Source organism: Ulvibacter sp. 2305UL32-6 (genome assembly GCF_058148545.1).
Window position 1 is genome coordinate 339,177 of sequence record NZ_JBYVKA010000003.1, and the last position, 12,138, is coordinate 351,314.

Consider the following 12,138-nt stretch of genomic DNA (forward strand, 5'->3'; position numbering starts at 1 on the left):
AGTTAAGTCAAAGCTATAATTTAATTCATGTTTAACCACAAATAAACACATTTGTTATCAACAAGGTTATTAACATAAGACGTTATATATGAGCGCATTGTTAACACAAAGCTGAGAAAAAAGAATAAATAAAGCACTATTGAATTTGTAGTTATTTTTTCTCATGTTGTATCGAGGTGAAACGATAAATTTTAACATAAAACAAGATTTTTCTTACAATTTTAACTTTAAATAACACTATATTTATATTGCTTACTTCCCACGCATAAACCTAATAATATGCGAAAGCAATACAATTATTATCGAGATCCAGCTAGGTTCTTACTCGTAGCGTAGTTAATTACAGGAATAGTAATTTTTATCCTGTGGTTGATAGGCGTGTTTTAAAAGAGTGTATATTTGATTGACTCCTCTTAATTTAATATACACACATATGAAAGTAACCAAAGATAATAGGGAAGATTTAGGGGAATTAGTTAGAATAATGGAAAGCAGAAGTGACCGAGAATACGATTGGGTAAAACAGGTTATTATTGTTCTTTCTACAATTCTAGGTCTTTTGATTGCTTTAAGAGACGACTCCTCAATAAACAACATTGAGCACATTTTATTTTCTGTTGCGATTTTATCAAACGCACTTTGTATCCTTTTCGGATTAATCTTTTTACATAGAGAATCTGACACCCTCCATGCTCTAAGCTTGAAGTACATAGAACATATAGAACACCTCGATGACGGTAAGCCACAAGAGTTAATATCAGCCGCCCCAAAAAGGATTTACGCAATTGCAAAAGGAGTTTTTGAATTTCTATTGCTCGCATCTCTTTTGAGTTTAATCTTATTTGCGATCTATTCAGACAGAGTAGTTGTAGAAGACGAACTAAACACGATAAATGATCCAGTTGTTGAGAAATCAAATATTTTAATTCAATCTGACTCTTTAAAAATCGAGTAATCTTAAACTTCTTCATATCTACTTAAATTTTAGTTGAGATTTGTGGTACGTTGTATATAAGTGCCGAAAAATATATTCTCCCATGTCAGAATCTATTTACAAACTCAAATAATCTGTTATCTTCGTACGCTAAGTTTAACCAAGTGTATGTTTAGCAATCCTTTCTCATTTAATGGCCGCATTCGCAGATTAGAATTTGGCCTAAGCTATATTATTTTTATATTTTCCTTTTTCCTTTCAGGTTTTATCAGTGAAACAATTGGGGATGAAGAAGGAAGTATTATCATGCTCGCACTTATTCCCGGATACTGGTTTATGATTGCGCAAAGTGCTAAAAGATGTCATGATTTGGGAAATAGTGGCTGGTATCAACTTATTCCTTTTTATGGTCTTTTCCTGCTTTTTGAAGATGGCAAACGAGGCACAAATCGCTACGGAAATGACCCCAAAGACAAACTGACCCCATCAGTACCAAAAGAACCTTTCCAATTATATATCAAGCTTCCTCAAGATAAATCCCTTGCCAAAATTTCTATTGAAATGTGTACGTTCGCCCTTTTAAATACTTGGCTTATTGTAATTACAGAGCAACTTGGTGAGAACTATACAATCATCTCACTACTCGGGTTAGTGTTTTCGGTAGTTTGCTGCTATTTTATGTTGTTATATTTTGGTTTTCATGGTCAAAAACTGCCTCAACTGAAAGCTTTTTGGATAAGACATCATCTGGCTTATGCATTATTAGTTTACATTATAGCCACTATTTATGGTGTTGTATTTCAAAACGAAGCAGTTGATCTGGATGCGATGGTTTGGGCTATCTTTATTTCTGCTTTTTTCTTTGGTCTCACGTATATAGGGAGTTGGTTTTATTCCCAATATTTTACAAAATATGCAACTCATGATTCGCAGTAAATATTACATTATATTATCTGTCTTTTTAATCGCGTTCATAAGTGTTTATGGGTATTCCAATAGAGTTGTGCTAAAAGATCACATTAATTGGTCTAGTCGCGCCTTAAACTGGAATGATTTTACACCAGTGAACAGTCTTTATGATAATTATGATGCGGTTGTTTATTCAGATATTGGCTATTCGTTGCCCATACAAAAAAATAATTTAAAGGTCTACGCCTATATGGACCCTAACCAGTCTGAATGGGTTAAAGACACGTCTTTTACTGAACAACTTTTAATTCATGAGCAATTTCATTTTAATCTAACGGAATATTGCGCGCGCCTCATGCGCAAAGAAATAGTTGCTTTAGGGGCTAACAAAATTTCAGAAAACAAAATGAAGCGTCTGTATAAAAAGTACGGCAACAAACTAGACAGTCTTCAGATTGTATATGATAACGAATCGGATCATAATATTAATACATATGAACAACGTTATTGGGAATTGTACATCACCGATTTATTACAACAGACCGCCTATTATAAAAATGAAGATTTAAGCACATATTCTCAATTTACTTCTTCGGAATCTAATTACTTCAAACATATTTATACTACGGTAGATCATCAAATCCTAAGCAGTTATCCAATTAGTAAAACTGAAGCCGAATTTGGTGAATCTTATCAAATTATCGTTCAAGATAGTATCACCACCATTCGTTGTATTAAAGACGGAAAACTAACCAATGGTGGTACATTTAATACAGCCATCACTACAATAAACACTACAGATCCAACCCGATATATTTGGGAATATAGAGATCCCGATTCATTGTTTAACTCAGCTCTCGATCGAGTTAAAACAATTGTGACCTTTGATGATAAGAAAGGTATTTCTCGCCGTTATTATAATTCTGAAAACAAGCGCACTACACATAATGGAGTTTTTGAACTTCAATATGCTTATGACGCTCGAACCAATAGCTATACCACCTCGTATTTTGATAAGGCTAAAAACCTAATTACCAATCAAGATAACGTTTATCATGAAAAACGTAAGCTGGATGACAAAAATCGAACCATCAAAATCACCAATTTAGATAAGCAGTTTCATCCTATGCTAGACATCTACCTGACTGCGATTTATGAAATAACATTTGGTGAAAATGGCAAAATTGAGCAGTATCGTCTTTTAAATGAAAAAAGTGATTATGCTATGCATTTAGACGAATATAATATACAATACGAGTATGATGAGCGCGGAAATATGATAAGCAAGGTATTGCTTGATCATAAGGAGGAACCAAGAAATGATTCAAATGGGGTCTCTAAACGTACATATGCCTATGATCTTTATGATAGAATACTTCACGAAAAACGCTATAACAGAAAGGATATCGCCGTAATTGGAACTGAAGACTATTTCCAAGAAACCATACGTTATGATAGTATTGGCAGAATAGCTTTTAAAGCACAATATTACCCTGGTTTTGTGCTAAAATTTGACGAATCTAAATGGGGAGCAACAAAATATGAATACCCTAACGACTCTACAAAGGTACTTTCTGCGGTTGATGCCTACGGATTTCACTACAACGATGATCGCGGTATTTCAAAAACTGTTTATACCCTTGATTCAAACAATCGTGTTACTGAAGAAGCCCATTATGATCACAATGGAAATTACGCGCTAACAGAAGACGGTGTAAGCATCTATACCTATCAATACGATAAGGCAGGAAATACAATCGTTCAAACTACATTAGATTCTTTAAGGAATAAAGTTGTCTTTGACGAAGATGTTACCACTATTCGCTGGGAGTACGACGTAAATAATAACAAAACGAAAACAACCTATTATAATATTGACGATGAATTGGCCAATGCGGTTCAAGGGGTTACATATAACAACTATGTTTATGACGAAACCGGTCACCTAATTGAGCGGACTAATTTTAACAAACACGGCAAACCTGAAAATAATGATCGTGCTCATCGAATTGTTTTGACAATTAATAGATTTGGAAAAGATTCTACCGAAACGCTATACGACAAATCAGGGCGTCTCGCTTCAGGAGCGGCTATTACCAAATACAAATACAACAGTGTGGGTAAAATTACGTCTACGTCTTACTTTAGCAATTGGTCAAAACCCACATCTAATTCCGAAGGAATTCACCGTATCGCCTATGCATACACTCCAGATTATAAATTTGCAGGCTATAGCAACTATAATAGTAGCGGCCGAAAAATTAACAGTACCGAAGGAATTGGCGAAGAGAAACTAGTTTATACGCTCGATGGCTTGGTAAAAAGTCATAGTTATTTAAATGATCTCGGTAAACCTGTTTTGGGTCCAGAAGGTTATTATAAAAAAGAATACCATTATAATGATGCAGGTGTGACAACACGGATCAGCACCTATGGCACCGACAATCGTCTCCTTGCGAATGAAGATGGCATAGCCGATTTCGTATATCAAATTCTACCTTCGACCATTGCAAGTAGAGTTTCCTTCTTTGATGCTGATGGTAATAGTGTAGATGACGCTTATGGCGTTTCGGAATATATCTATAGTAAAGAACTCGACGGACTCTATTTTATTGAGAAAAAGCTAGATGCAAACGGAGATGAAATTTTATTAGAGGAAGAGATGGAGGAAGAAATAGAAATTGATGACACAGAAACTAGTGATGAGATGGATGATTAATGTTGAAAGCATCTACCGTTACTATTTTTAGTTTTCCTCTTGCATCTTGCACCGGCTTGTGTCTTCCCAGTGCACTGAGTAGCAATGGTCTTCTTAATAGGAGTTGTTTCGCCAGAATTAGCATCCAAAGACAACCCACTAGCATTCTTTAATGCCGTTTTTGCCGTTGGTTTACAAATAGAGCATGGCTCATATCCTCTGCTTATAGCATCATCTATAGTTACCGCTTTTTTGGAATATTTCAAATAATGACATTTTTCCAAATGATACTTCTCACCTGTTTTGGTTGTAAAGACGGTTTGTGCATATACTTGTGAGGAACATGCTATCAACAGGATTAAAAGAAATCGTTGTACAGTTTGCATTCGTTACTCTTGCTTTGGTTTATCTCGCCATGTCCAAGGAGCAATGGGAGATTTATCTGCCCATAAGCCTATTTTATTGTGGCGTGCGATGTCCTCTCAACCTTGTAACAAGGTATCTTTTGAATACTTTACATAATGCCAAGCCAAACCTTTTTTTACGAGTTCATGGTTGAGTTGAAGCGAATCTCCGTAATATACATTGGCAATAGCCCTTCTGTACCGATCCTTTTTAAGTATTTCTAATTGAACACTCTTTCCGAAAATAGCATCTGAGACAAACTTTTTCGCCTTATCTGAATGGGGTTGCTTTTTTTCTGGACAATCAATATTTGCCAATCGCACTTTTAACTGAGTCGAATCTAATTTTAAGATCTTAAAAGTATCTCCGTCCATAATACCTATGACTTTCCCCTGAATAGTCTGTGAATGAACAGAAAAGGAAAAGAGAAATACAAAAGCAATCAAGTAGCGCATCATAATTGAATCTAAGTTATTTATTCATAGTGTGCAATACCATTTGCTTAATTTGATCTGCACCTTCTAGTTCACCACAATATACGATCGCATTTTCGAGATCTTTAATTACTTTTTTTAAAAAGTGCTGTGCTTTGTTTTGTGTTTTTATTAAAGGTATCGCAACCACATACGTTTCAACTGCATTTAATTCATTTCCTTGCATCAATTGCGCTAATCCCTTATTTGCCATGATCCAGCCATATTGGTAGACAGCAGAGGATTTATCACAATATGCTACACATTTTTGAAAATCTCCACTTTCCAAGGCGGTCCATCCTAGACTTCCATACAGTTCAGCTTTTTGCTGCTCAGAGGTTTTAGGAATTGCTATTTGTGTTTCGGTAATAGCAACAACTTCAATGCTAATATTAAGACCGTTCATCTCGCTAGGGTTTTTTAAGCCTAAATAAACAGACCCTGAGAGCACATCATTAATGACAACAACGGCTTGTTTGGTATTCTCTGTGGAACCTTTCATATTGTAATTGTAACTTTCTTTTTTAATGAAATGATCTATGTTAGCGCGATCACAAACATAAATATCGGCCGAAGCTACACCCTCTGGAACTTCAATTTGCGAAAAGAATTCTGAAGAAATCCCACTTTGGTCAACCAAGAGTGCGGACAACTGTAATGCAAGCCCTAAGTTTTTATCGCCACTTTTCCCTTTTGAAGTTGTAAAACTATAATACCATTCTACTGTATTTGGCGGCAAATCAACCTTTATAATAGTCCTTGATTTTCCACCCATAGAAGCTCTTACACCTCCATTTAAATAAATACTCCTGTTTTCAATAAGTTGATGCGATTCTCGTTTCGTTTCGAATTCTTGGGCATAACAGCACTTGTAGGTAAGTAACAAAAATAAAATAATAAAAAATCTCATATTATTTAATGGGTATTGCCCGAATAACTTCCCAGCCAATAGTGTTTACATTTTTAAAGTTTTCAATTTTTAGCTTAAAAGGAATTGTAGTGTTTGGCTGAACAACTTCATAAATTGTATAATCTTTACTACCCAGATTTGTTTTAGTTTTAGAATAATAGGTAACTCGAACCGTTATATCCTTATAATCTGCTACAGTTGCCGTATTTGATATAGTCCCATTAACATGAATTTTTGTACCCCAAAAACTATCGTTATACTTTCCTCCAGCATCAAGAAATCGTAAAGGTTCTGCATCTTCAATTTCTTCAATAGTCATTTTCTTTTCAAAATATGTTTCAGTCTGAGATCCAGTATAGTCGCAACTGAGACATATCGTTAAAATTAAAAGCTGAATGAGTGTCTTCATAATGTTCAAGCTATTCGTTTAGGGTTATTCGTTGTAATAGGCTACTGTTTGGAGAAGCCTGTCTTCAAACTGATAGATGCTGTCAATAGATTCAATCAATTCTCTCGTTTCATTTTTTAGCTCATCAAATATTCCTATATACTTCGTGCCTCCATTTAAATGCAATCTGCATAGCGGCTTACGGTTATTATTGTCCAATAAAATTCCGAAATAAGACTGTGTGTCTCGATGTACAATCCTGTCTACAGCAAGTTTCCTCCTCAAGATTGCAACTACAATTCTAAACCCTTCTAACTCTTCCTCGGTGGTAATAATTTTATTTTCCTCTTCAATTAACTCAATAGAATCCAACTGCTGCTTTTCGGTTTCCTTATTTAATGCGGCATTTAGACGATCGTTCACTTTTTCACTGACTGTTTGATTAAATGCTTTGTGTACTAAATCAGTAAACTCTTCCATCACTTTTTCCGTTAACCGTCCAGAGTAAACTTATTCGCAAAGAGTTTCACAAAGTCATGTGTTGGGATCGTTAGTTGTTCTGCGATACACTTTTTTATTTCTTTAGTGTACTTTAATGAACTTGCATTATTTACAATTTTATTAATGTCAAAATTGGATTTGTGAAATTTTGATATTTCTAATATTTCATTGTCCTTAATTTTTGTGATATCAAAGTCTAAAAAAGGCTTTTCATCCATTTTATTCACTTGTTCCAAGTCTGTATAAAAACGATATTGAATACCGTTAGTCAATAGTGCAAATCGTGTTTTTGTAGTGTGGAAATATCGAAACAATTGTGAGTTATGATTATCAAGACTTTCTTTCCAATTCTTGCACTCTACAATTAAAATCGGGATATCATCTTGAAAAATCGCGTAGTCTACTTTCTCGCCTTTTTTTAAACCTAAATCTGCTGTAAATTCTGGGACAACTTCGGTGGGATTAAAAGTGTCATAACCCAAAATATTAATGAAGGGTAGAACGAAAGCATGTTTTGTAGACTCTTCTGTCTCTATTTTATCTTTTAGCTTGTTGATTTTTTCAGCTAAGGCCTTTATGTGATTTTGGAGTTCCATAATTCAGTTTAAGTTTTCCATTAATAATAAGCACATCGAAGCTACCTTTGAAACATCATTACTATCTAAATATGAATGATCTTGTATTGCTTCATCGATGCATATTTTTAAATTCGTTGCGATTATTTTAATTTCATCTATCGAATTATCGTTATAAGTATTTGCGCAAAAATCTCCACAAGTAGCTAGTTTATTTTCTTCTGTAGCATTTTTCCAATCAATTATTTTAGATTTATGAAGAGTACCTCCTTAATACCATTTGGTTTCCATTTTTTGCTTTTCATTATCACAAGAAATGAATAACGAAAGGCAGATTAGCGTTGTAAAGAGTATGGTTAGTTTCTTCATTATGCTTTGTTTATAGTTAGGAAGTATGACAATCTTCAGAACATGTTTTACAACCATTGGATTGTGCATATGTTTCCTTTGCTTTCCTTATAGCTGAATGACATGTTATATGCTCTCCAAGATCTTTCTTACTCAATATTAAACTCAACCAATAACATCCATCCTTATGAACTTCATGATCACCATTGGACTGAGCTGTATTGTTAACATAATATTTGGCCATAACTTTAGGTTTTAGTGATTACTATTCCCCAAACCTAAAACCAATGCATGTAGATTCCTTACGGGAACCCGTATACAGCAAAAAATAAAATTATTGGAAGTTAAATAAGCCCTAAGTCCTTGACTATTGAAATCAGGTGAATGGCATTGTTAGCCTTAAATTGTATACGAAGTTTATTGAGCCGTTTTTCAATAGAGCTTAAACTGTTGGGTGAGGTTTCATTGGCTTTAAAGTACTCGCTAATCTCTTCTTGAGATAGACCCTTTGAAAGTTGTTCGATAAGTTTTAACTCATAATCACTCATCTCTAAATCAGTTTTGGGACTCAGTGCATTGGCTACTTTTGGAGATAGATATTTTTGCTCTTTAAATACGGCAGTAATTGCCTCCGACAATTCTAACAAACCCCTTCTGCTTTTACAGACATAGGCATTGATATCATACTGATTCATTAAAACTCGAACTTTTTGAAGTCGATCCTCGACAGAGTATACAATGATTTTTAAATTAGGATATTCTTGCCGTAGCGCTTTTACCAAATGCTCTCCAGAAGGTAAACGCTGTTCTCGATGATCTTGCTTAAAAGATAAGTCTGTGATCAATAATTGATATGGAGCATCGTCTAACGTTGCTTTCTTTATTTTTAAATATGCATCGTCACAATATTGAACTTGATCTATTTGGGATATACCTAAGTCACAAAGCGAGGTATATACGCCTTTGGTAATATCATCCATATCTTCCGAAACCAAAACTTTTGTAAACATAGGCTAAACTGTAATTTGTGCTTTAAAACCCCTATTAGGTTCAGATTCAAAAGTAATAGTTCCATTAATTGTGTGAATACGGTTTTCCGCATTATTCAGTCCGTTATTCTTGCTTAAGTTGCATCCAATACCATTATCATTATAGTTTACGGTTAATTTAGAGTTTTTTTGCAAAAAGGTTAGTGCAACTAGCGAAGCCTTACTGTGCTTTTTCATGTTTGTCATTAATTCCTGAAGAGCCCTATATAGTGCCGTTTTTTTATCAGAATTCAACAATTTCCAATTGATTTTAGAAATGTTTTTAGTGATAATATTGACATGTTCGTTCTTATAACTAAGCAATAGATCATTTAGCAGCTCATCAAAGTCTTCATCTACCTCGATAGCACTACTTTCCTTAGAGATATCTCTCGTCTTTTCATAGATCACTTCTAGATTATCAATTATATCGTTTGTCATATTCGTTTTACTCTGAATCATGGACATTATGTGATATACGTCATTAGCGACCTCGTCATGGATTTTTCTGGAAATTCGTGTTTCCACTTTATAAATTTCCTGAATTTTTTCTTTTTTATGTTTTGCCCTAAAAAAGAAGAAGAGAAAAATCCCGCCAATAAAAAGTGTTGCACCAAGATACTGTGCTAACAATCGATTTGATCTTTCCTTTTCCGACTTAAGCTCTGCCTCTAACGTTCTCTTTTGTTCTTTCTCTACATTATATCTTTGGTAGGCATATTTGTTCTCCTCCCGTTGATTTGATGCCTGAATGCTGTCATTTAATCTTATATAATTAATGGCGAGAGAGTCTGTTGATAGATTTATTAAGACAGAAAGAGCGTCCAATTTATATGTTACATTTTGTCCAACAGTTGCTTCATAACCAAGATCTGCATATTTTTTTGCGAGGGTTAGCTCTTTTCGATCTAAATAGTATTCACTCAAATGTTTATAGCTTGTATAAATTTTGGAGTTTTCGCGTTCTTCGATCCGAATTTTCAGCGCCTTGAGCATATTATCGACAGCGGTCGATTCATTCAACTTGCCTTGAGCAAATCCTAAATTATCCAAAGCACTTGCAGTTTTTCTTTGATTATTTAACAGCAATCTGCTTTGATAAACTAGCTCATACTTTTCTTTAGCCAGCTCATACTTTCCTTGATCCATATAAACGTTTGCAATATTCATGTATAGCGAATTCTTGCTCTCAGTCTCGTTAGTTAAAAGTAAAGCAGCATTATAGGTCTTTAGTGCATTTTCATGATCATTCAATGTTCTATAAATAATACCTAGACTGTTATAAATCCCTTTTCGGTTTGCGTTTAAGTATATTTCACGTTCTTTATTACCATTACTCATTCGATCTATTAAATCTAGAGCCTCAACTGCCGATGATTTTGCTTCGTAATAAATTGCCATGTCTGTCTGACAAATAACAATCATCCTTAAATTGGAAATAGCATTTAATGTATCTCCATCTCGTAAATTATCAGCTTTTTTATGCGAATAGAAAGAATATGCTTCCAACTTATCATAGCCACTCTTAGGGTCATTTGCTTTCTGATAGTAGTAATTAACGCTATCCAAAACACTTTCTGTCTGTCCCGTACAAATATTCGAACAAACAATTAGTATATATAAAAAAAGGGATGAAGCTCTATATGATTCCATCCCTCTAAGGTATAAACTAATTTTCAACCATTAGTTGTCTGGTGGTGGTGGCGGTGGTGGTGGTATTTGTTCATCCTCCCCACAACATGCTTGTGGCGCTTTAATATCCTCATTCAATGCTTGTGGCGTACATGAATATAGCGCCATATTGAGGAAAACCGTAAAAATTATTAATGCAAATTTCTTCATTTTGTTTGATTTAATTTTGGACATAGCTCTAGCCGTCCAAGTGATTACTCAGTTTGATTTTGCGACACGGAGTCGCTAAAAAAATGAAGAGACGTCTCTCTTGTTTGAGAAGTAGGAGGTGCAGAAGTAAAGCGTAGTAGTTACTTCTCAAATGGCTATTCCACTTTACTTTGCATCTCCAGTGTAGAATTGATATATTTCGTAAACCCAATTACGTTTTGGGTAACAATCGATTCTGGAGTAAATGAAATGATTTTGATTTTGATTGAATGGAAAGGGGATAGAAGTTTGATAGAAATTAATTTCCATCAAATTTCCATGAATAATTTGTGAATTTAATTAATAGAAAAACTACCCATAAATATGCATAGTCACTTACTATTAAAGGCGTTTGAAAAGGCTGGGAAAGATATAGGGTCAGAGGTGGTTAATCGTCAAGCAATATATCTGTCTGAATTTATTTTCGAGAATAGCGGGGAAACATATGGAGAGAAAAGTTTAATAATTAACTATAATCGAGCGCGATCAGATTCAGAAACCAAAATTGAATTTAAACAATATGTAGTACAATCTCTTTGTAACTTTTTGGAATTCAAAAATTTTCAAGAATTTAACAAAAGAAACCCTAAGCCCGAAACATCTGATACTCCAAATAACTTTAAAGAAACACTTTTCACATGGGTGAAAAAAAATAAAATACTGCTCACTATTCTAATTCTAGTGCCTATTCTTCTTTTTGTATCAGTGGATCGACAACGATGGATGATATGGAATTCAGATCATTATGTAGAAGCTAATTTTGATGCTAATAAAGTTCAAAACGGTACTTTAAAATTGTACAAAGAGGATCGAATTGAAAATTTTAGAAGAATAGAGCCTGACAGCACCTATACTTTTTTTAATAAAGATGGAAGTGTAAGACTCTGGTATGGAAAAAATAGCCAAGGTGATCTTGAATATTTTACAGACTTAGGTCTACACCCAGAAACAGGCAAGACCTTAAAACCAATTACCCAATATATGATTAACAAATACATTCGTACATTGACTAAATAAGGTCTTGCCTTTAACGGCTCTTATCGTACAATGCCAAAAGACAATTAAATATAGCTAACTTTTAATCGTTC

General features: G+C 34.2%; 13 protein-coding genes. 4 read left to right on the forward strand and 9 right to left on the reverse strand.

Annotated features, from left to right (window positions below):
* Positions 1–433 precede the first annotated feature (433 nt).
* The 3 genes from ACY2RU_RS11260 (at position 434) to ACY2RU_RS11270 (ending at position 4,562) form a co-directional block, all read left to right on the forward strand.
* A complete protein-coding gene (locus tag ACY2RU_RS11260; protein ID WP_490138560.1) occupies positions 434–955 on the forward strand; it encodes a hypothetical protein in 522 nt (173 codons plus the stop codon).
* A gap of 147 nt (positions 956–1,102) precedes the next feature.
* A complete protein-coding gene (locus tag ACY2RU_RS11265) occupies positions 1,103–1,870 on the forward strand; it encodes a DUF805 domain-containing protein (RefSeq protein ID WP_490138561.1) in 768 nt (255 codons plus the stop codon).
* Complete coding sequence (locus ACY2RU_RS11270; RefSeq protein ID WP_490138562.1) at positions 1,857–4,562, forward strand: RHS repeat domain-containing protein; 2,706 nt, start codon at positions 1,857–1,859, stop codon at positions 4,560–4,562. The genes ACY2RU_RS11265 and ACY2RU_RS11270 overlap by 14 nt, the downstream gene beginning before the upstream one ends.
* On the opposite strand, the gene ACY2RU_RS11275 is transcribed toward ACY2RU_RS11270, so the two are convergent.
* The 9 genes from ACY2RU_RS11275 to ACY2RU_RS11315 all read right to left on the reverse strand — a co-directional run bounded on the left by ACY2RU_RS11275 (position 4,559) and on the right by ACY2RU_RS11315 (position 11,011).
* Positions 4,559–4,927 carry a hypothetical protein gene (locus tag ACY2RU_RS11275; RefSeq protein WP_490138563.1) on the reverse strand — a complete coding sequence of 123 codons (369 nt, stop codon included), beginning with the start codon at positions 4,925–4,927 and terminating at the stop codon, positions 4,559–4,561. The genes ACY2RU_RS11270 and ACY2RU_RS11275 overlap by 4 nt on opposite strands.
* Before the next feature lie 96 nt (positions 4,928–5,023).
* On the reverse strand, positions 5,024–5,404 hold the full coding sequence (locus ACY2RU_RS11280; RefSeq protein WP_490138564.1) for a thermonuclease family protein: 381 nt from the start codon (positions 5,402–5,404) through the stop codon (positions 5,024–5,026).
* 13 nt (positions 5,405–5,417) lie between these two features.
* Positions 5,418–6,329 carry a hypothetical protein gene (locus tag ACY2RU_RS11285; protein ID WP_490138565.1) on the reverse strand — a complete coding sequence of 304 codons (912 nt, stop codon included), beginning with the start codon at positions 6,327–6,329 and terminating at the stop codon, positions 5,418–5,420.
* Position 6,330: 1 nt separating this feature from the next.
* Positions 6,331–6,738, reverse strand: coding sequence for a hypothetical protein (locus tag ACY2RU_RS11290; RefSeq protein WP_490138566.1), 408 nt, complete (start codon positions 6,736–6,738; stop codon positions 6,331–6,333).
* Between the two features lie 24 nt (positions 6,739–6,762).
* Positions 6,763–7,197 carry a hypothetical protein gene (locus ACY2RU_RS11295; RefSeq protein WP_490138567.1) on the reverse strand — a complete coding sequence of 145 codons (435 nt, stop codon included), beginning with the start codon at positions 7,195–7,197 and terminating at the stop codon, positions 6,763–6,765.
* Between the two features lie 11 nt (positions 7,198–7,208).
* Positions 7,209–7,814 (reverse strand): type I restriction endonuclease, encoded by a 606-nt coding sequence (locus tag ACY2RU_RS11300; protein WP_490138568.1) that lies wholly within the window; start codon positions 7,812–7,814, stop codon positions 7,209–7,211.
* Between the two features lie 671 nt (positions 7,815–8,485).
* Positions 8,486–9,151, reverse strand: a complete 666-nt coding sequence (locus ACY2RU_RS11305; protein WP_490138569.1) for a response regulator — start codon at positions 9,149–9,151, stop codon at positions 8,486–8,488.
* Between the two features lie 3 nt (positions 9,152–9,154).
* The gene (locus ACY2RU_RS11310) at positions 9,155–10,822 is read right to left on the reverse strand and encodes a tetratricopeptide repeat-containing sensor histidine kinase (RefSeq protein WP_490138570.1); all 1,668 of its coding nucleotides are present in this window, start codon (positions 10,820–10,822) and stop codon (positions 9,155–9,157) included.
* A gap of 30 nt (positions 10,823–10,852) precedes the next feature.
* Positions 10,853–11,011 (reverse strand): hypothetical protein, encoded by a 159-nt coding sequence (locus tag ACY2RU_RS11315; protein WP_490138571.1) that lies wholly within the window; start codon positions 11,009–11,011, stop codon positions 10,853–10,855.
* Between the two features lie 363 nt (positions 11,012–11,374).
* Between ACY2RU_RS11315 and ACY2RU_RS11320 the strand changes: the two genes are divergently transcribed.
* Positions 11,375–12,067 (forward strand): hypothetical protein, encoded by a 693-nt coding sequence (locus ACY2RU_RS11320; RefSeq protein ID WP_490138572.1) that lies wholly within the window; start codon positions 11,375–11,377, stop codon positions 12,065–12,067.
* Positions 12,068–12,138: the final 71 nt, after the last annotated feature.

Coding starts and splice junctions, on each gene's coding strand:
- ACY2RU_RS11260 (WP_490138560.1), top strand. CDS start 434: ATGAAAGTAACCAAAGATAATAGGGAAGATTTAGGGGAATTAGTTAGA.
- ACY2RU_RS11265 (WP_490138561.1), top strand. CDS start 1,103: ATGTTTAGCAATCCTTTCTCATTTAATGGCCGCATTCGCAGATTAGAA.
- ACY2RU_RS11270 (WP_490138562.1), top strand. CDS start 1,857: ATGATTCGCAGTAAATATTACATTATATTATCTGTCTTTTTAATCGCG.
- ACY2RU_RS11275 (WP_490138563.1), bottom strand. CDS start 4,927: ATGCAAACTGTACAACGATTTCTTTTAATCCTGTTGATAGCATGTTCC.
- ACY2RU_RS11280 (WP_490138564.1), bottom strand. CDS start 5,404: ATGATGCGCTACTTGATTGCTTTTGTATTTCTCTTTTCCTTTTCTGTT.
- ACY2RU_RS11285 (WP_490138565.1), bottom strand. CDS start 6,329: ATGAGATTTTTTATTATTTTATTTTTGTTACTTACCTACAAGTGCTGT.
- ACY2RU_RS11290 (WP_490138566.1), bottom strand. CDS start 6,738: ATGAAGACACTCATTCAGCTTTTAATTTTAACGATATGTCTCAGTTGC.
- ACY2RU_RS11295 (WP_490138567.1), bottom strand. CDS start 7,197: ATGGAAGAGTTTACTGATTTAGTACACAAAGCATTTAATCAAACAGTC.
- ACY2RU_RS11300 (WP_490138568.1), bottom strand. CDS start 7,814: ATGGAACTCCAAAATCACATAAAGGCCTTAGCTGAAAAAATCAACAAG.
- ACY2RU_RS11305 (WP_490138569.1), bottom strand. CDS start 9,151: ATGTTTACAAAAGTTTTGGTTTCGGAAGATATGGATGATATTACCAAA.
- ACY2RU_RS11310 (WP_490138570.1), bottom strand. CDS start 10,822: ATGGAATCATATAGAGCTTCATCCCTTTTTTTATATATACTAATTGTT.
- ACY2RU_RS11315 (WP_490138571.1), bottom strand. CDS start 11,011: ATGAAGAAATTTGCATTAATAATTTTTACGGTTTTCCTCAATATGGCG.
- ACY2RU_RS11320 (WP_490138572.1), top strand. CDS start 11,375: ATGCATAGTCACTTACTATTAAAGGCGTTTGAAAAGGCTGGGAAAGAT.